General features: G+C 71.3%; 12 protein-coding genes. 8 read left to right on the top strand and 4 right to left on the bottom strand.

The genetic code is table 11. The annotated features are described in order from the left end of the window. The first annotated feature begins 494 nt into the window (after nt 1-494). The 6 genes from Q0L11_RS21255 (at nt 495) to Q0L11_RS21230 (ending at nt 10,117) form a co-directional block, all read left to right on the top strand. A complete protein-coding gene (locus tag Q0L11_RS21255) occupies nt 495-1,262 on the top strand; it encodes a sulfite exporter TauE/SafE family protein (protein ID WP_296599934.1) in 768 nt (255 codons plus the stop codon). Nucleotides 1,263-1,325: 63 nt separating this feature from the next. Continuing rightward, complete coding sequence (locus tag Q0L11_RS21250; protein ID WP_296599933.1) at nt 1,326-4,580, top strand: S41 family peptidase; 3,255 nt, start codon at nt 1,326-1,328, stop codon at nt 4,578-4,580. Beyond that, complete coding sequence (locus Q0L11_RS21245) at nt 4,577-5,524, top strand: hypothetical protein (RefSeq protein WP_296599932.1); 948 nt, start codon at nt 4,577-4,579, stop codon at nt 5,522-5,524. The genes Q0L11_RS21250 and Q0L11_RS21245 overlap by 4 nt, the downstream gene beginning before the upstream one ends. An 80-nt stretch (nt 5,525-5,604) precedes the next feature. Next, nucleotides 5,605-7,206, top strand: a complete 1,602-nt coding sequence (locus Q0L11_RS21240) for an amidase (RefSeq protein ID WP_296599931.1) — start codon at nt 5,605-5,607, stop codon at nt 7,204-7,206. Between the two features lie 126 nt (nt 7,207-7,332). Continuing rightward, nucleotides 7,333-8,586 carry an MFS transporter gene (locus Q0L11_RS21235; protein ID WP_296599929.1) on the top strand — a complete coding sequence of 418 codons (1,254 nt, stop codon included), beginning with the start codon at nt 7,333-7,335 and terminating at the stop codon, nt 8,584-8,586. A gap of 319 nt (nt 8,587-8,905) precedes the next feature. Beyond that, on the top strand, nt 8,906-10,117 hold the full coding sequence (locus Q0L11_RS21230) for a glycosyltransferase (protein ID WP_296599927.1): 1,212 nt from the start codon (nt 8,906-8,908) through the stop codon (nt 10,115-10,117). Nucleotides 10,118-10,121: 4 nt separating this feature from the next. Here Q0L11_RS21230 and Q0L11_RS21225 read toward each other — a convergent pair whose 3' ends face one another. From Q0L11_RS21225 to Q0L11_RS21215, 3 genes are all read right to left on the bottom strand, one after another. Then, nucleotides 10,122-10,502 (bottom strand): MmcQ/YjbR family DNA-binding protein, encoded by a 381-nt coding sequence (locus Q0L11_RS21225; RefSeq protein ID WP_296599926.1) that lies wholly within the window; start codon nt 10,500-10,502, stop codon nt 10,122-10,124. A 3-nt stretch (nt 10,503-10,505) separates the two neighbouring features. Then, nucleotides 10,506-11,741: an acyl-CoA dehydrogenase family protein gene (locus tag Q0L11_RS21220; RefSeq protein ID WP_296599924.1), complete on the bottom strand. Its 1,236-nt coding sequence runs from the start codon at nt 11,739-11,741 to the stop codon at nt 10,506-10,508. A 78-nt stretch (nt 11,742-11,819) separates the two neighbouring features. Continuing rightward, complete coding sequence (locus Q0L11_RS21215) at nt 11,820-12,938, bottom strand: acyl-CoA dehydrogenase family protein (RefSeq protein WP_296599922.1); 1,119 nt, start codon at nt 12,936-12,938, stop codon at nt 11,820-11,822. 375 nt (nt 12,939-13,313) lie between these two features. On the opposite strand from Q0L11_RS21215, the gene Q0L11_RS21210 reads away from it, so the two are divergent. Then, nucleotides 13,314-17,294 carry a putative Ig domain-containing protein gene (locus Q0L11_RS21210; RefSeq protein WP_296599920.1) on the top strand — a complete coding sequence of 1,327 codons (3,981 nt, stop codon included), beginning with the start codon at nt 13,314-13,316 and terminating at the stop codon, nt 17,292-17,294. Between the two features lie 64 nt (nt 17,295-17,358). On the opposite strand, the gene Q0L11_RS21205 is transcribed toward Q0L11_RS21210, so the two are convergent. Further along, nucleotides 17,359-17,583 (bottom strand): hypothetical protein, encoded by a 225-nt coding sequence (locus Q0L11_RS21205; protein ID WP_296599918.1) that lies wholly within the window; start codon nt 17,581-17,583, stop codon nt 17,359-17,361. 744 nt (nt 17,584-18,327) lie between these two features. On the opposite strand from Q0L11_RS21205, the gene Q0L11_RS21200 reads away from it, so the two are divergent. Then, nucleotides 18,328-18,606: a hypothetical protein gene (locus tag Q0L11_RS21200; protein WP_296599917.1), complete on the top strand. Its 279-nt coding sequence runs from the start codon at nt 18,328-18,330 to the stop codon at nt 18,604-18,606. The last annotated feature ends 168 nt before the right edge of the window (nt 18,607-18,774 follow it).

The following is an 18,774-nucleotide window of genomic DNA, read 5'->3' as shown; positions in this document are numbered from 1 at the left end:
CGGCCGGCACCCGCGTGGTGATCCTGACGGAAGACTTCTCGTACCAGGAACGCGCCAAGGACTGAGGTCCTTCGCCTCCGATGTTGGGAGAAGGACCGGGCGGCTGACACGGAGGCCGCCCGGCCCCTCCCCTTTGAGCGCGCCGCCGATCGAGGCGGCGACACACCCAAAGCCCTGGGTTCGGACGGATAGGCGCAAGCCGCGCGGAAACTCCGTCACGGGTCGGCGAAAAAATTTTCGGATGGCTTGGACCGCGGGGAAGAGGCCGTGGCCGGATGGGGTCAACCCCCGGCTCTTCCCCGCCTTCGACCTGGTCGCCGCGCGGCACGATGGCGGCGGAACACGTCGGTAGTCCTTGAGCTTGGCTATAGCCGAACCGCGTTCGCCCGGCGCTTCCGCCAAATGTCGCACCCCGCGCGGCCACCCCTCCTGAGGCGGCCTTTAGAGGTTCTGGGCTGGCCGGGGCGGCAGCTTGGCCCTAACAGCCAGCCCGGATGGATCCTGATTTCTGGCTCTTCGCGGCCGTGGGCTTCGCGGCGCAGCTCGTCGACGGCGCCTTGGGCATGGCCTACGGCGTGATCTCGACGTCGGTGCTGCTCAGCTTCGGCGTCACGCCCGCCAACGCCTCCGCCAGCGTGCACGCGGCCAAGGTCTTCACCGGGGCCGCCTCTGGCGCCTCGCACATCTACCACCGCAACATCGACTGGAGGCTGCTGGCGCTGCTCTCGGGCGGCGGCGTGCTGGGCGGGGTCATCGGGGCCTACGTCCTCACCTCCGTGCCTGGCGAGGCCGTGAAGCCTTACGTCGTCGGCTGGCTGTTCCTGATGGGCCTGGTGATCCTCTACCGCGCCTGGCGACAGGCGCGGCCCAAGGTCTTCTCCTGGCGCTCGCCCTTCCCGTTGGGCCTGCTGGGCGGCTTCTTCGACGCCATCGGCGGCGGCGGCTGGGGACCGGTGGTGACCAGCTCGCTGCTGGGTGCGGGCGCCGATCCGCGCAAGGCCATCGGCACCACTAACGCCGCCGAGATGTTCGTGGCGATCGCCACCTCGGCCGCCTTCCTGGGCAGTCTGCTGTCCGGCCACTGGGAGACCGAAGGGCTGGGCGGGCTCATGTGGTCGCTGGCCGGCCTGATCGCCGGCGGCGTGGTCGCCGCGCCCGTCGCGGGCTGGATGACCAAGGTGCTTCCGTTGCGCCTTCTGACCTGGATCGTCGGCGTGCTCGTCGTGGCCCTGGCCGTCTGGCAGGGCATATCCTTGCCCTGACCCCCTGACGGGGCGGCGAAATGCGCTAAACATGTGCGCTCAAGCTTCGGGAAGTGTGCGTTCATGACCATCCGCCGCAGCCTCGCCGGCCTGCTCTCGGCCACCTTGGCCGCCATCGCAGTCCAGGCACACGCTGCGCCCAAGCCCACGCTCGCCGAGCCTTCGCTGTCGCCCGACGGCGGCGAGATCGCCTTCGTCTCGGGCGGCGACATCTGGACCGTCCCCGCCGCCGGCGGCACGGCCAGCCTGCTGGTCACCGACGCCGCCACCGAGGGTCGCCCGCTCTATTCCCCCGACGGCCGCGAGATCGCCTTCACCTCCAACCGCGCCGGCGCCGCGAACGTCTACGTGCTCACGCTCGCCACCGGCAAGCTGCGCCGCATCACCTACACCGACGCCAACGAGCAGCTCGACGGCTGGTCGCGCGACGGCAAGTGGCTCTACGTCTCCGGCCCCGCCAACGACATCGCCCGCCAGAACGACGTCTGGCGCGTCGCCGCGACTGGCGGCACGCCGCTGGAGGTCAGCCGCGAGCGCTACCTCAACGAGTTCAACTCCGCCCCCTCGCCCGACGGCCAGTCCATCGCCCTGATGGCCAAGGGGATTTCGTCCACCCAGTGGTGGCGCAACGGCCATAGCCACATCGACGAGGCCGAGCTGTGGGTGAAGCCCATCGCCGCGAACGCGCCGTACCGCCGCCTGCTCGGCGCCAGTTCGAAGCGCCTCTGGCCGATGTGGAGCGCCGACGGCGCCACGCTCTGGTTCATGAGCGACGAGGGCGGGACGGAGAACCTTTGGCGCATGGCGGCGGCCGGCGGCGCCCCGCAGCAGGTGACAAGGTTCACCGACGGCCGGGTGCTGTTCCCGTCGATCGGCTACGACGGCAAGTCGATCGTCTTCGAACGCGAGTTCGAGATCTGGAAGCTCGACACCGCCACCGGCGCCGCCGCCAAGGTCCCGGTCGCCCTGCGCGGCGCCCCCGCCGCCGCCGGCGAGCGCCGGCTGGTCGAGACCAGCTTCCGCAGCATGGCGGTCTCGCCCGACGGTAAGAAGCTGGCCGTCATCGCCCACGGCGAGGTCTTCGCCGCCCCAGCCAAGGACGGCGGCCAGGCCCAGCGCATCACCGAGACGCCCGCGGCCGAGAGCGACCTCGCCTGGTCGTCCGACAGCCGCCGCCTGGCCTACGTCGCCGAGCGCGGCCGGCAGAGCCAGGTGATGGAGTACGACTTCGCCACCCAGAAGGAGCGCCCGCTCACCCAACCCTCGGACGTCGACGCCGCCCCCAGCTACTCGCCCGACGGCAAGATGCTGGCCTATGTCCACGGCACGCGGCAGATCCGGGTCATCACCCTGGCCGGCGGCGGGGACCGCGTCCTGTTCGAGGGCGCCCTCGACCGCAACGACGGCTCCAGGCTGGCCTGGTCGCCCGACTCGAAGTGGCTCGCCTTCGGCGTCACCGACAAGAAGTCGTTCCGCAACGTCTGGGTCGCCCCCGTGGCGGGCGGCCCCGCCCAGCCGGTCAGCTTCCTGGCCAACGGCAACGCCGCCGACCAGATCGCGTGGTCGCCGGATGGCAAGTACATCGTCTTCGACAGCGGCCAGCGCAGCGAGCCGGTGAAGATGGTCCGCGTCGACCTGCTGCCCAACACGCCGAAGTACCGCGAGGACGCCTTCCGCGACCTGTTCAAAGCCGCTCCGCCAGGAACGCCGGCGCCGAAGTCCGATCCCAAGGACAAGACCCCCGCCGCCAAGCCCGGCGGCGGCGACGACGAGCCCAAGGCCGAGGACGCCGCCGCCTCGAACGACGCGCCCGCCGCCAAGGGCAAGACGCCGGTGGTCCGCATCGTCTTCGAGGGCATTCGCGAACGCGCCACCTTCATCCCGCTGGGCGGCTCGGCCGAGGAGCCGGTGATCAGCCCCGACGGCAAGACGCTCGTCTACCGCGCCCGCCAGGGCGACCAGCAGAACCTGTTCAGCTACAGCTTGGACGAGCTGGCCAAGGAGCCCCCCGCGCCGGCGCAGCTCACCGGCGGCCGCCGGCCCAAGCGCGACTACGCCTTCAGCCCCGACTCCAAGCAGGTCTACTATCTCGACGGCGGCCGCGTCAGCGCCACGCCCGTCGAGAGCCCCAAGCCGAAGTTCATCGACGTCACCGGCGAGATGGTCGTCCGCTTCGACGCCGAGAAGCAGGTGGTGTTCGACGAGGCCTGGTCCACCATGGACCGCGCCTTCTACGACGAGACGTTCCACGGCCAGGACTGGACGGCGCTACGCGAACGTTTCGAGCCGTTCGCCCAGGGGGCCCAGACGCCGGACGAACTGCGCCGCGTCATCAACCTGATGATCGGCGAACTGAACGCCTCGCACTCGGGCATCAACCGGCCCGCCGACGGCTTCGGCGCCCAGCCGGCGGCGCGTGTCGGCGACCTCGGCCTCCGCTTCGACCGCGAGGCCTACGAAGCCGGCCGCGGCCTGGTCGTCCGCGAGGTGATCGCCCTCGGCCCGGCCGATATCGAAGGTTCGATCAAGCCAGGCGACGTGCTCACCGCCGTCGACGGCAAGCCGGTCGGCCCGGGCGTCAACCTCGACAGCCTGCTCCTGGACCGCGCCGGCAAGCGCACGGTGCTCACCGTCTCCGGCCGCCAGGCCGTCGTGCGGCCCGTCGCGCCCGGCGTCGCCGGCGGCCTGCTCTACCGCCAATGGGTCAATGACCGCCGCGCCTATGTGGAGAAGGCCAGCGGCGGGCGGCTGGGCTACGTCCACATCCTGGACATGGGCTCCGACAGCCTGGACCAGCTCTACATCGACCTCGACGCCCAGAACCAGGGCAAGGACGGCGTCGTCATCGACGTGCGCAACAACAACGGCGGCTTCATCAACGGCTACGTCCTCGACGTCTTCAGCCGGAAGAACTTCCTGACCATGACGCCCCGCGGCCTGTTCGGCGTGCCCAGCCGCCAGAACCTGGGCCAGCGCGCCCTGGGCTCCCCGACGATCCTGGTCACCAACGAAAGCTCGCTTTCCGACGCCGAGGACTTCACCGAGGGCTACCGCCACCTGGGCCTGGGCAAGGTGGTGGGTGTGCCCACCGGCGGGTGGATCATCTACACCGGCGCCCAGCCGCTGATCGACGGTTCGTCCGTCCGCGTGCCGTTCATCCGCATCCAGGGCGCCGACGGCAAGGACATGGAGCTGAACCCTCGCCCCGTCGACGTCCATGTCGAGCGGCCACTGGGCGAGACTCTCAGCGGCCGCGACAGCCAGCTCGACGCCGCCGTGGCCGAACTGCTCAAGGGGCTGGGGCCCCGCCGGCCATGACCGCGCCGCCCGCCAACCTGCCGGAACCCGACGAACGGCTGGCGCTGGCCTGGCGCATGGCCCAGCCGACGATGAACTTCATCCTCAACGTCGAGCAGGCCAGCCGGGCGAACGAGGACATCGTCGACGGCCTGCTGTTCGCCGCGATCCAGTCGGCCAACGTGGCGACCATCAGCAACGACCCCGAGCTGCAGGTCGCCTACGCCGTCCTGGCCGACGCCCCGCCCGACGAGCTGCGGCGGCCCGTCAGCGTCAACGCCGTCGCCCAATCCCTGCGGATGCCCTTCGAGACCGCCCGCCGGCGCGTCCAGCGCATGGTCCGGAGGGGCGCCCTGGAAGTCACCGCTAAGGGCGTTCGGGTCTCGCCCTGGGCGCTCGGGGCGGACCGCTTCCTCGACAACGTGATCCTCCGGCACGAGCACCTGCGGGCCTTCTACCTGGAGGTCCGGTCCCTGGGCCTCGTCCCGCCAGAGCCCACATCCCAGCGCACCTGGGACTCGCCGCCCCTGCGCCTGACCAACCGGCTCATCTGGGAATACATGCTGCGCGTCGCCGACGACCTCGGCGCGCTCGTCGGCGACACCACCAACGGCGTCATCATGCTGGCGATGATCCGCGAGAACATCTCCAGCCTGCCCCCCGAGCAACTCGCGGTCTGGATGGACGATCCGCCCGCCGTGGCCCGGCCGGTGCGCAACCGCAAGCTCGCCGAGCGGCTCAAGCTCTCCAGCGAGACCCTGCGCCGCTACGTGATCGCGCTGGAAGAGGATGGGTTCTGCCAGCGCGGACCGCGCGGCCTCGTCGCCATGGTGTCGCCCTCGACCCGCGCCGCCCTCGACCGGATGGTGGTCGATAACCTCGCGAACCTGCAGCGCCTGCTCACACGCCTGCGCCAGTTCGGCGTCCTTGCCGAATGGGACGCTGCGGCCGTCGCGGCCGCTTAGCGGCGGTTGAGCCCAACCCCGCTGGCGCGACGCGGCGCAGGCGCTACAACTGGCGTCTGTCCTCGGGGGAGTTCGCCAGCATGATCCGGTCCGCCATCCTTGCCCTGGGTCTCGCCGCCGCGCTTGCCCCTGCCGCCGGGGCGCAGCCCCTGCCCCTCAGCCCCTACGCCTCCGCCGGCGAGCAGCAGGCCGCCCTCACCGACCGCAAGGTGACCTCCGAACAGCTCGTCCGCGCCTACCTGGAGCGGATCGAGCGGATCGACCGCGCCGGGCCCAAGCTCAACGCCGTGATCGCCCTCAACCCCCACGCCCTGGACGAGGCCCGCCGCCTGGACGCCGAGCGCCGCGCCGGCAAGGTCCGCGGGCCGCTGCACGGCGTGCCGATCCTGCTGAAGGACAACATCGAGACCGCCGACGGCCCCACCACCGCCGGCTCCCTCGCCCTGGCCGCCAACGCCGCCGGCCGCGACGCGCCGATCGTGAAGCGCCTGCGCGACGCCGGCGCGGTCGTCCTCGGCAAGACCAACCTGTCCGAATGGGCCAACTTCCGCTCCACGCGCTCGATCAGCGGCTGGAGCGGCGTGGGCGGGCTGGTCCGCAACCCCTATTCGCTCGACCGTACGGCCTGCGGCTCGTCCTCGGGCTCGGGCGCCGCGGTCGCCGCCGGTCTCGCCGCCTTCGCCATCGGCACCGAAACGGACGGCTCGGTCACCTGCCCGGCCGCCATGAACGGCGTCGTCGGGCTCAAGCCCACGGTCGGCCTCGTCTCGCGCACCTTCATCGTCCCGATCTCGCCCGAACAGGACACCGCCGGTCCGATGACCCGCACCGTGGCCGACGCCGCGGCCATGCTGAATGTCATCGCCGGCGGCGATCCCGCAGACCCGGCCACCAAGGACGCTGACGCCCATAAGGCCAACTACCTCGAAGGCCTGAAGCGCGACGCCCTCAAGGGCGCCCGTATCGGCGCCTGGTTCCCGTGGAAGGGACGCTCGCCGCAGACCGACGCCATCTTCGAGGCCTCGCTGCAGGCGCTGCGCGACCAGGGCGCCGTGGTGGTCGAGATCAAGGGCCCCGACGACGCCACCGCCGGGAAGATCGGCGAACTGGAGGGCGACCTGCTGCGCACCGAGTTCAAGGCCGCGCTGAACGCCTACCTCGCCTCCACGCCGGCCGCCGTGAAGAGCCGCACGCTCGCCGACCTCATCGCCTTCAACAAGGCCGAGGCCGCCCGCGAGATGCCCCTGTTCGGCCAGGAGATCTTCGAGGCGGCCGAGGCGAAGCCGCCGATCACCGACCCGGCCTACCTCGATAAGCGCGCGACCGCCCGCAAGCTCTCCCGCGAGGCCCTCGACAGGATGCTGGCCGAGAACAAGCTGGACGCCATCGTCGCGCCCAGTGGCGGCCCGCCCTCGATCGTCGACCCGGTGAACGGCGGCCCGTTCTTCGGCTCGCCCTCGCGCCTGCCCGCCGTCTCCGGCTACCCGCACCTCACGGTGCCGGCCGGCTACGCGACCGGCCTGCCGGTGGGGATCTCGTTCCTGGGTCCCGAATGGTCCGAGGCGAAGCTCCTGGCCCTCGGCTACGCCTTCGAACAGGCCACCCGCGCCCGCCGCGAGCCCGAGTTCCTGCCCGACGTCGGCGCCCGCCCCGAGATCGGCCGCGCCTACGACCCGCGCTGAGCCCGGAGACCGAAGGTCCGCCGTTCCGCGAATGACCATTGCCATCCGCCCCGATCCGCCGCCTGCTGGCGTGGGGACTTCGGGGGGCGGCATGGGGATGATGCGCAGTTCGGCCGGGACAGCCGCATGACGCCGGTCGAACGCACACGCCTGCTGGTCTACGGCGGCGTCATGCTCACCCTGGTGCAGTTCGCCGTGCCCTGGGAGGGGCTGATCGGCCTGCCCGTCGTGTTCTTCCTGAAGAACAAGCTGGGGCTCACGGCCCATGGCGTCGCCACCTTCAACCTGATCGCCTCGATCCCGTTGTTCGTCGGTTTCCTGTTCGGCTTCCTGCGCGACACCTGGAGCCCGTTCGGGCGCGGCGACCGGGGCTACGTAGTCATCTTCGGCCTCCTGTCGGTGCTCTCCTACGGGGCCATGATCCTGCTGGAACCCACCTACGGCGTCCTGCTGGCCGGCGTCTTCCTGACCACCGTGGCGATCCAGTTCGTGCTCAGCGCCGGGCGCGGCGTCACCTCCGCCATCGGCCAGGAGGAGGCCATGACCGGCCAGGTCAGCGTGCTCGGCAACCTCGCCATCCTCGTCCCCAACCTCGCGGCCTACTTCCTGGGGGGCGCCCTCAGCGGCTACCTGGAGGGGCGCGACGCCGCCGGCGCGGCGCGGATCCTGTTCGGCGTCGGCCTGGGGCTGATGGCGGTGGTCGCCCTCATGGGCCTGTTCGGCCCGGCCCGCCTCTTTGACCACCACCATGCCCAGGCCCGCGAGCATACCGTGGCGGGCGACCTCGCCCGGCTCCTGCGCCACCGGCCGCTCTACGCCGTGATGGCGATCCAGCTCCTGTGGCAGTTCTCGCCCGCCGCCGGCGCGGTGCTGCAGTTCCACCTCTCCAACGGCCTGCACGCCACCGACGCCCAGGTCGGCGCCTGGTACGGCCTCTTCATGGGCTCGTTTGTGCCGGTGATGCTGCTCTATTCCTGGCTCTGCCGCCGGGTGCGGCTGAACACCCTGCTGTGGGTCGGCGCGGCGCTGGCCGTGGTGCAGATGACGCCGCTGCTGTTCGTGCGCACGCCGACCGAGGCGCTCGTCGCCGCCGTCGCCCTGGGCCTCATCGGCGGCCTCGGCCAAGCCGCCTTCACCGACCTCGCCATCCGCGCCTGCCCGCCGGGGCTGCAGGGCACGATGATGATGATGTTCATGGCGATGTACTACGTCTCGCTCCGCTTCGGCGACGTCTTCGGCGCGTGGCTCTACGACCGTCAGGGCGGCTTCCAGACCGCGATCTACGCCACGGTCGGAGTCTACGCCCTGATCCTGCCCCTCCTGCTGCTGGTGCCGAGGGACCTGAAGGACACGCTCGACGGCGAGCCGGCGACCGGATGAGCGGCGGCGCAACTTCCCTTCCGCCCGCGGGTTATCGCCAGGCCAGCGGTGCGATCGGAAGGGGCTCTCATGGCAATGATTGCAATGGCGTCGCCCTCAGGCCTTGAAAGCGGCGCCGTGGGCGCTGACATCGTGCGCAGCGCCGCTACTATGGCTCTGCCGCGAGCGAAGGACGATTCCACTGGCCAGCCTTCGGAAGAGACGAAAGATCCGGCGCGCGACCCTTAAGGCCCTCAAGGCCAAGGTCGTCCGCCCGGAGTCCTCCGAAGCGCTCTTCAACGCCGCCGCCAGCAGCATCCTCGCACGGAGATCGGGTCGCGTGTTCGACGTCACCGCCCCCAGGTACGCCAACCTCATCCGGCTCGAGCCCGAGCCGGCGCCGGCTGCTGTGGAGCCGCACGGGGCGGGCTTCCACCTGATCGACACCACCATGATGTACGCGCCGCAGTCCGGCGGCGTGAAGCGCTACCTGATGGCCAAGCGCGCCTGGCTCGCCCGCCGCCGGGCCGACGTGCGCCACACCCTGGTCGTCCCCGGCGCGCGCACCCGCGCCGAGAGCGAGGGCCTGGTCACCGTGGCCGCCACCCGCCTGCCCTTCGGCAACGGCTACCGCATGCCCGCCAGCCTGACGAAGTGGGAGACGGTGCTGCGCCTGCTGGAGCCCGACGTGATCGAGGCCGGCGACGTCTTCGTGCCCGGCCATGCCGCCCTCTACGCCGGCGAGGCCCTGGGCGTGCCCGTGGTCGGCTTCTGCCACACCGACGCGGCGGCCCTCGCGGCCCTGCACTTCGGCGAATGGGCCGAGGCGCCTGCGTTCAGCTTCTGGGCCCAGGCCTACCAGCGCTTCGACCACGTAGTCGCCCCCAGCCGTCACATGGCCGCCCGCCTCGCCGACGCCGGCGTCCAGCGCATGTCGATCCAGCAGCTCGGCGTCGACACCGACCTCTTCAATCCCGCCCGCGGCGACCGCGCCCGGCTCCTGCGCAAGCTCGGCCTGCCCGCCGAGACCCGCCTGCTCGTCTTCGCCGGACGTCCGGCCCGCGAGAAGAACATCGACTCCATGGTCGCGGCGGTCGAGCGGCTGGGCGCGCCCTACAAGCTGCTGCTGGTGGGCGCCGGCAAGGACGTCAGTTGGTCGCCGGGCGTCGTCAGCCTCGACTTCGAGCGCGACCCGGTCCGCCTCGCGGCCCTCCTCGCCTCCTGCGATGCGGCCCTGCACGCCAACGAGAACGAGATCTTCGGCCTCTTCGTGCTGGAAGCCATGGCCGCCGGCCTGCCCGTCGTCGGCTCCCATCGCGGCGGCGTCGGCGAACTCATCGACGCCTCGGTGGGCCAGCCCGCCCGCAACGTCGAACCCGCCGGCCTGGCCGAGGCCATCGAGGCCCTCTTCGCCCGCGACCTCCCCGCCCTCTCCGCCGCCGCCCGCCGCCGCGCCGAGACCCGCCACGGCTGGGACGCCACCTTCGAAGCCCTCACCCGCCTCTACAGCGACCTCATCGCCGCCCGAACGCCGCTGGCGCTGACGGCGTAGGGCCCTACCCCAACGCCTCCCGCTGCTTCTTCGTCAGCCCGGCCTTCACCAGCTCATACGACGCCGCGCACAGGTGCTCGACCTCGTCGGCGGGCACGTCCGAGTCCAGGTCCACGGCGATCCAGAACCGGCGGTCCAGGTGCGACCTGTGCCCCACGCCCGCGTACTGTTCGCGCAGCACCTCGGCCAGGTGCGGGTCGCACTTGAGGATCACCCCCTCGGTCCCGCGCACCGAGAGGATGGCGAACATCTTCCCACCGATCTTGTAGAGCAGCACCAGCGGCTCCCCGGTCCGGCTCCGGTTGGCCGCCATCGGCTCGGCCACCGCCCCCGGCATGGCGTCCAGCACCACCTTCAGCGCCGCCGTCCGGGGGAGCAGTTCCATGCGCTACCGCCCCGTCGGCAGGTCCTTGAACGCCACGTCCTTGTCCACGCGGATGTCGCCCGGCAGGCCCAGCACGCGCTCGGCGATGATGTTCTTCAGGATCTCGTCCGTGCCGCCGGCGATCCGCAGGCCCGGGGCGCTCATCAGCGAGGCGTGGAACGCCCCCTTCAGCGGCGCCAGCGCCGGGTCGTCGATGATCCCGTACTGGTCCAGCAGCTCCACGACCGAATTGCCCAGGTCCTGCATCTGCATCGCCGAGACCACCTTGCCGATCGAGCTCTCCGGCCCCGGCGTCTGGCCGCGGCTGAGCGCCGTCATGGTGCGGTTGCGGGTGTGCTCCAGCCCCTTGGTCGCCACGTACCAGTCGGCCAGCTTCTCGCGCACCGCCTGGTCCTTCAGCACCGGTGCGCCGTCGAAGCCGGTGATGTCGCGCGCGGCTTCGAGGAAGTGGCTCCAGCCGGCCCCAGAGGGCCCGCCCACGGCCAGCCGCTCGTTCATCAGCGTGACCAGCGAGACCTTCCAGCCGTCGCCTACGCCACCCAGCCGCTGGCTGTCCGGCACGCGCACGCCCGTGAAGAACACCTCGTTGAAGCCGCTGCCGCCCGACATCTGGTGGATCGGCCGCACCTCGATGCCGGGATCGCTCATGTCGACCCAGAACATCGTCATGCCCTTGTGCTTCGGCACGTCGGGGTCGGTCCGGACAACGACGATGCCGAAGTTCGAGAACTGGGCGCCCGTCGTCCACACCTTCTGGCCGTCGATGATCCAGTCGCCCGAGCCGTCGGGCGCCTTCACCGCCCGGGTCCGCGCCGCCGCCACGTCCGAGCCGCCCGACGGCTCGGAGAAGAGCTGGCACCAGATCTCCTCGCCGCGCAGCGCCGGCCCCACGAAGCGCCTTTTGGTGTCCTCGTCGGCGAACGCCATCACCGTCGGCACGCACATGCCCAGCCCGATCTGGAACGGGTTCGGCGGGACCGGGTGCTTGGCCTCCTCGGCGTTGAAGATCACCTGCTGGATCGGCGTGCCGCCCGGCCCGCCCCATTCCTTCGGCCAGGTGATCTGGGCGTAGCCGGCGGCCGCCTTCTTCGCCTGCCAGGCCTTGGACGCCGGCATGGTGTCCTTGCTTGCGCCTTCGAGATCGTCGCCCCCGACGGCCTGCTTCGGCGCGTTCTGAGCGAGCCATTCGCGGACCTGCGCCCGATAGGCGGCCTCTTCCGGAGAGTCGTTGAAGTCCATGCCTTATCCTCCGTCATCCCGGCCAACGGAGCGCCGCAGGCGCGTAGGCCGAGCCGGGACCCATGATTTGGCGCCTCGCTAGGCGGCCATGTTCTTGCGTTCCAGGCAGCTCACCAGCCGCTCCTTCCACACGCGCGGCGCGCCGGCCACGAGGCCGAGCTGGCGGGACCGCCGGTAGTAGAGGTGCGCGTCCACCTCCCAGGTGAAGCCGATACCGCCGTGGGTCTGGATGTTCTCCTTCGCCCCGAACCAGAACGCCTCGCTGGCCGCGATCCGCGCGGCACTGGCGGCCACCGGCAGTTCGGGGGCATTGGTGTTCAGCGCCCAGGCCCCGTAGTAGGCGTTCGACCGCGCCAGCTCGTTCTTCACGTACATGTCGGCCAGCTTGTGCTTGATCGCCTGGTAGCTCGCGATCACCCGGCCGAACGCATAGCGCTCCAGCGCATAGGCCTTGGCCATCTCCAGGCAGCGGTCGGCGCCGCCGCACTGCTCGAACGCCAGCAAGACCGCCGCCCGGTCCGTCACCTGCTCCAGCAGGGCCAGCCCCTCGCCCGCGCCGCCCAGGCGCTCGGCCGCCGCACCGGCGAACGTCAGCCTCGCCGCGTCCCGTGTGGGGTCCAGCGTCTTCAGCGCCTCGCGCGTGATGCCACCGACGCCCAGGTCCACCAGGAACAGCCCCGGCTGCCCGTTCTCCTTGGCCAGCACCAGCGCATGGGTGGCGATGTCGCCGTCCGTCACCGGCAGCTTCACGCCCGAGAGCTTGCCGCCGCTCACCGTGGCCTGCAGCGCCGAGGCGTTCAGCACCCCCGGCCCCTCCGAGCTCGCCACGCAGCCGATCACCTCGCCGGCGGCGATCTTCGGCAGCAGCGCCGCCTTCTGCGCCTCGCTGCCCGCCAGCATCAGGGCCTCGGCCAGGAAATAGACCGTCGAGGCGAACGGGATCGGCGCCACCACGCGTCCCAGTTCCTCGGCGATGGCGCACAGCTCGATGTGCCCCAGGCCCAGCCCACCGTGTTCCTCCGGGATCGCCGCGCCCAGCCAGCCCTGCCCGGCCACCGCCGCCCAAAGCTCGGCGTCATAGGCCTTGCTGTCGTCGTCCAGCACCTTGCGCACCCGCGCGGTCGAACCGTTCGCTTCTAGGAACTTGCGCGCCTCGTTCTTCAGGAATTTCTGGTCGTCCGAGAAGTCGAAATTCATGGCCTGCCCCGCCGGGGTTCCCCGGTCTGACGTTTCCTTCGCCGCGATGATTGCCCCGCGGCGGGGGCCTGGGGAAGTGTGACCTTGGGGCAGGAAGACGCGCGACACCCGACCGGCTCGCCCTCGGCGGCGGCCGACCGCCGGTCGCCGCCCGTGCGACAGGTGGCCGCGCGAGGCGCTCAGGGCCCGCGACCTGATGACGCAATACTTCTGGTACTCAATATTCCCCCGACAGTTGAGGACGAATATGCGACGTTATGTCGTCGCCATTTTGCAGTACGCCCCACTCTTCTTAACTAGACAGCAGATCAGGCCTGATAATTGCGATCTTGGGCCGACCTATTCTCGCCCATTACTCATTTTGGGGCAGGGAACATGGAAGGCTGGAACCTGAGCAAGCGCATCGCCGCGTTCGTCGCGACCTGCGTCATGGCCTGGGCGGGCTCGGCCGCCGCCGCCATCTCGGTCAACGACAACAACACCCACGTCGACCGCGGCGTCCCCTACAGCCACGAGCCGTTCCTGACGGCGAGCGGCGGCTCGGCGCCCTACGCCTTCACGGTTTCCGGCGGCGTCCCCACCGGCCTGGTGGTCAACAGCGACGGCACAGTCTCGGGCACGACCTGCGGCTCGAACGGCTCCTTCTCGCTGAGCGGCTCGGTCCGCGACGCCACCAACGCCACCGCCAGCATCAGCCCCTCCCTGATCGTCAACCGGGCCCCGGCGGGCGGCTGCTCGCTCACCTTCAGCCTCGGCGCGCTGCCGTCGGCGACGCTCGGCCAGTCGTACAGCACCACGATCACCGCCAGCGGGATCAACGGCACGGCCAGCTATTCGCTGAACTCGGGAAGCCTGCCCACCGGCCTCTCGCTCAGCAGTTCGGGCGTCCTCAGCGGAACGCCTACCGGCGCCGGCAGCTACACCTTCACGATCCTGGCGCAGGACACCGCCGGCGACACCGGCGTCAGCCCCGCCTACACGATCACCGTCTCGGCGGCTTCGATCTCCATCACCACCGCCAGCCTGAACGCGCTGCAGGTCGGAGCCGCCTTCAGCCAGACCCTCTCCGCCACGGGCGGGACTGCGCCCTACAGCTTCGCCGTCACCTCCGGCAGCCTCCCCGGCGGTCTCAGCCTCGCGGGCGGCGGCGGCCTCTCAGGAACGCCCACCACTGCCGGCGCCTACAGCTTCACGGTGACGGTCACCGACGCCAACAGCAGCACGGCCAACCGCGCCTACTCCGGATCCGTCGCCGCCGCGCTATCGATCAGCACGACCAGCGTCGCCACGCCCGTCGTCGGCGTCGCCTACAGCCAGGCCATCTCCGCCACCGGCGGAACGGCGCCGGTCACCTTCGCGGTCTCGGCCGGTGCGTTGCCCGCAGGCCTCGCGCTGAACGGCACGAGCGGCGCGATCACCGGCACACCCACGACCAGCGGCGCGTTCAGCTTCAGCATCACCGCCACCGACGCCGGCAGCCGCACGGCCACACGCGCCTATTCCGGCAGCGTCGCCGCCGCGGTCAGCATCACCACAGCCTCCCTCTCCGCTCCCACCGTCGGCGCCGCCTACAGCCAGACCCTCGGCGCCACGGGCGGGACCTCGCCCTACAGCTTCAGCGTCACCTCCGGCAGCCTGCCGGCCGGCCTCAGCCTGGCCAGCGGCGGCGCGATCACCGGCACGCCCACCACCGCCGGGGCCTACAGCTTCACCGTCACCGTCACCGACGCCGCCAGCGCCACCGCTTCCCAGGCCTACAGCGGCACGGTCGCCGCCGCGCCCGTCAGCCTCGCCATCACCGGCTCCCTCTCCGCTCCCACCGTCGGCGCCGCCTACAGCCAGACCCTCGGCGCCACGGGCGGGACCTCGCCCTACAGCTTCAGCGTCACCTCCGGCAGCCTGCCGGCCGGCCTCAGCCTGGCCAGCGGCGGCGCGATCACCGGCACGCCCACCACCGCCGGGGCCTACAGCTTCACCGTCACCGTCACCGACGCCGCCAGCGCCACCGCTTCTCAGGCCTACAGCGGCACGGTCGCCGCCGCGCCCGTCAGCCTCGCCATCACAACCGGTTCGCTGCCCGGCGGGACCGTCGGCGCGGCCTACAGCCAGGCCCTCGGGGCCAGCGGCGGGACTTCGCCTTACAGCTTCGGCGTCACCTCCGGCGCCCTGCCGCCCGGGCTTGCCCTCGGCGGCGGCGTGGCCGGCACGCCGACCACCGCCGGAACCTATAACTTCACGATCACGGTCACCGACGCCGCCAGCGCCACGGCCCTCCAGGCCTACAGCGTGACGATCGCGGCCTCTCCGCCGCCCCCGCCGCCGCCTCCGCCGCCGGTCGTGGCCCAGCCGGCGACGGTCGAGACCGCCTACCAGACAGCCACCCAGACCATCACCCTGGCCTCGTCCGGCGAGGACGCGACCTTCACCGTCACCACGCCCCCCGCCCATGGCACGGTCACCCTGAAGGATGGGGAGGTCACCTACGTGCCAGAGCCCGGCTACGTCGGGCAGGACCAGTTCAGCTACACCGCAACGGTCGGCAGCGTGACCTCCGACCCCGCGGTGGTGCGCATCACCGTCGCCCCGCCGCCGCCGCCCCAGGCCGACTCGCCGCCGGTGCAGACGATCGACGCCGGGAACGCCGCGTCCGGGACCGACCCCACGGCCACCCGTACGGTCGGCGCCGTCGCGGTCGACCTGGCGGCCCTCGTCCGGGGCGTCGCCACCGACGTCCAGCTTCGCACCATGCCCAGCCACGGCACGGTGACCCTGCGCCGCCCCGGCCGCGCCTCGGCCCTAGCCGAGGGCGGCAGCGGCGGCGTGGCCCGACGCCCCGCCGCCGCGCTCGACGGCTTCACCGCCACCTACGTGCCCGAAACCGGCTACCGCGGTCCCGACGCCTTCACCTTCGTCGCCATCGGGCCCGGCGGCGAATCCGCCCCGGCCCGGGTCAGCATCCAGGTCGTCGCCCCGGCTCCGACCGCGGCCCCGATCTCGGTCAGCGGCCTGGCCGGACGCGTCGTAACCGTCGACGTGACCGCCGCCGCCCAGAACGGGCCCTTCACCGCCGCGCGCCTGCTCGACACCCCGCCCGCCAGCGTCGGCGTCGCGCAGCTCGTCGCGGGCGGCACGCCGGCCGCGCGCACCTACCAGCTCACCTTTGCGCCGGCTGCGACCTTCACCGGCTCGGCCACCGTCACCTACGCCCTCACCGGCGAGGGCGGGGAATCCGCGCCGCTGACCGTCACCTTCACCGTCCAGGCCCGGCCCGATCCTGGCCGCGATCCGCTGGTCCGCGGCCTCGAAAGCGCCGAGACCGAGATGACGCGCCAGTTCGCACGCGCCCAGATCGACAACGTCCGCGACCGCCTGGACCAGTTGCACGCCCGGCGCAGCGCCGGCTCCAGCGTTCGCTTCGTCTCCGGCGTCGCCGACCGCCAGCAACCCGACGCTCGCGCGGGCGACCCGCCCCCGCCGGAAGCCCCGGGCGCCGCCGGCCTGACCCTGCGCGGCGGCGGCGAGCGCGCCATCGGCCAGGTGGAGCCATGGATCGGCGGCTCGGTCACCGTCGGTCGTCGCAAGGCTGGCGACGGGGCCGCCAAGCTTGCGCTCGCCACCTCCGGCGTGAGCGCCGGCCTCGACGCCCGCGTCAGCGAGACCCTGACCGTCGGCCTGGCCGCCGGCGCCGGCCGCGGCTCGACCGACGTCGACGGCGACAGCGCCCGTGTCGAGGACCGCGCGTGGTCCCTGGGGGCCTATGGCAGCTTCACGCCCGTCGACGGGGTCTTCGTCGACGCCGCCGCCGGCGGCGGCCGCCTGTCCTTCGACCTGCGGCGCAGCACGCCGTCCGGTCCTGTCACGGGCTCGCGCGACGCCGACATCCTGTTCGGCTCGCTGGCCGCCGGGCTGGAGCGCCGCCAGGGCGTCGCCGACTGGAGCGCCTACGGGCGCCTGGAGGGGGTGCGCGCCGCGCTGCACGGCTATGTCGAGCAGGGCTCGGACGACGTGCGCCTCAGCTACGACGGCCGCCATGTGGGCGAACTAGCCGCCGTCCTGGGCGCCCGCATCGCCTGGCCGCGACGCTATGACTTCGGTGTGGTCACGCCCCGGGCCCGGATCGAGTGGCGCCAGGAACTGCTGAGCGTCGGCGACCAGGTCGTCCGCTATGCCGACTGGCTGAACGGCCCCGCCTACAGCGTCGACACCGACACCTGGGCCCGCGGCCGCTTCAGCGTCGGCGTGGGCGCTCAGGTCGCCTTCGGCAGCGGCTGGACGGTCAACCTCGACGCCACCGGGGAAGCCGGCGCCGGCCAAACCAGCGCCACCGCCCGCCTCACCGCCGGCCGCACGTTCTGACCGTGCGCGCGGTCGCCTCAGGAGGACGGTCCTCCCGGCGGCCGCATCGTCCGCCTGGGCCCGATCAGCCGGCGGGATCGCTCCATTCCAGGGTGCTGGACTCCACGCCGCCACGCTCCACCGTCACGCCCATGAACCGCATGACGCCATCCACATAGGCGATGTCCTCCACCGGTATCGATGGATCCCGCGCCAGCTTGGTCGCGTCGCCCAGCGTGAGGCGCAGCGTCATGTCTTCGACAACAGCGCCGTTGGCGAGGGCGGCTTCGATCTCCGCGCTGAAGCGCAAGGCGGGGGGCGCCGGAGGACGGACGGGGCCAGTGGGACGCGCCATCAGCGAGCCCCGAACCGGCGCTCGCCCTGCATCTGAACCTCGCAGGGCTGTCCCGCGGAGAGCAACTCCCGGGCCCGTCGAAGGGCGGCGGCCTGGGCTATCTGCTTCTCGCTGGAATGCCCAAAGGGCGCACCCAGGTGTTCGACGCACCAGACGCCGTCACGCCGCGCAACGATGAGGACGGCACGTTCTGGTTCAAATCTCATTCTGCTCACTACCATATCAAGCGAGCTGAACTTAGATTTTTTGAGATATTTCTTTGAACTTTCCCCCATCCGTGAGCATGTGGTCTAAGTCAAATATCGGCTTGTCCGGCTTTCTCATGCGTGCGCATGGCTCCGATCATGTTTCGGAACTCGCCGTGGTCTCTTCGAATTTTTGATCTTTGGCCCGGTTCTCGGGAAGAGAACTCATGTCGAGAGTGGACATTGGCAATGCGAACTGCTGCGGCGGCCCGTTCCCAGACCTGTCGGGCCCAGATCTATCGGGCGCAAGCCGAGGCGGAAGTCGCCGCCGCGGCGCGAACGCCTCTGGAGCAGTTGCGCGTCCGGCATGCTCGCGCCGCGGCGGCTTGGTCGGATCTGGCGTCGCAGGAAGAAGCTCGCGAGGCTCAGCGAGACCGCCGGGCGGCATTGGCCAGCGCTCGCGCGGAAGCCCTCCTGATCCGAACCCCTCCAACGCTTTCGATCGAGGCGCACGATGAATCGTAAGACCGCTCCGACCACCGCCGGCGCCGGCCAGATCCGGTTTTCCGGCTACGAGGGCCCCGCGAATTATGTGATCGAGGGCGAGCCGTCGAAGCTGCGCCTGGGCCCGACCCGTCTGCGCGGCGCGCTCAAGGTGTCCGCCGAAGTCGCTCAGGCGGCCTTTCGCGCCGGGGATGGCGCCCTGAAACTCGACGACGGCCGCAGTCTCCGCATCTCCATGATCGGACACACCGCCGGCTCCGAGGACGTGTTCGTCGAATTGCGGGTCTGAGGCGAGCGAGGGCCGCCCCGACTCCGATCGGCGTTCTGCGGTGGGACGAAGCGGCCGGCGGTCAAATGGCCCTCCGCTGCATGAGCGACCGCTTCTGACGTAGGCGCATGTTCCACTGCCGGCATGGACGCCCTGCCGCAGCCCATCGACGCCGATCCTGCCGAGGCC

The sequence above is a fragment of the Phenylobacterium sp. genome (assembly GCF_024508875.1).
GTDB lineage: Bacteria > Pseudomonadota > Alphaproteobacteria > Caulobacterales > Caulobacteraceae > Phenylobacterium.
The sequence above is the reverse complement of the archived record's forward strand: the minus strand, read 5'-3'. Positions and strand labels throughout refer to the sequence as shown.

Coding starts and splice junctions, on each gene's coding strand:
- Q0L11_RS21255 (WP_296599934.1), top strand. CDS start 495: ATGGATCCTGATTTCTGGCTCTTCGCGGCCGTGGGCTTCGCGGCGCAG.
- Q0L11_RS21250 (WP_296599933.1), top strand. CDS start 1,326: ATGACCATCCGCCGCAGCCTCGCCGGCCTGCTCTCGGCCACCTTGGCC.
- Q0L11_RS21245 (WP_296599932.1), top strand. CDS start 4,577: ATGACCGCGCCGCCCGCCAACCTGCCGGAACCCGACGAACGGCTGGCG.
- Q0L11_RS21240 (WP_296599931.1), top strand. CDS start 5,605: ATGATCCGGTCCGCCATCCTTGCCCTGGGTCTCGCCGCCGCGCTTGCC.
- Q0L11_RS21235 (WP_296599929.1), top strand. CDS start 7,333: ATGACGCCGGTCGAACGCACACGCCTGCTGGTCTACGGCGGCGTCATG.
- Q0L11_RS21225 (WP_296599926.1), bottom strand. CDS start 10,502: ATGGAACTGCTCCCCCGGACGGCGGCGCTGAAGGTGGTGCTGGACGCC.
- Q0L11_RS21220 (WP_296599924.1), bottom strand. CDS start 11,741: ATGGACTTCAACGACTCTCCGGAAGAGGCCGCCTATCGGGCGCAGGTC.
- Q0L11_RS21215 (WP_296599922.1), bottom strand. CDS start 12,938: ATGAATTTCGACTTCTCGGACGACCAGAAATTCCTGAAGAACGAGGCG.
- Q0L11_RS21210 (WP_296599920.1), top strand. CDS start 13,314: ATGGAAGGCTGGAACCTGAGCAAGCGCATCGCCGCGTTCGTCGCGACC.
- Q0L11_RS21200 (WP_296599917.1), top strand. CDS start 18,328: ATGAATCGTAAGACCGCTCCGACCACCGCCGGCGCCGGCCAGATCCGG.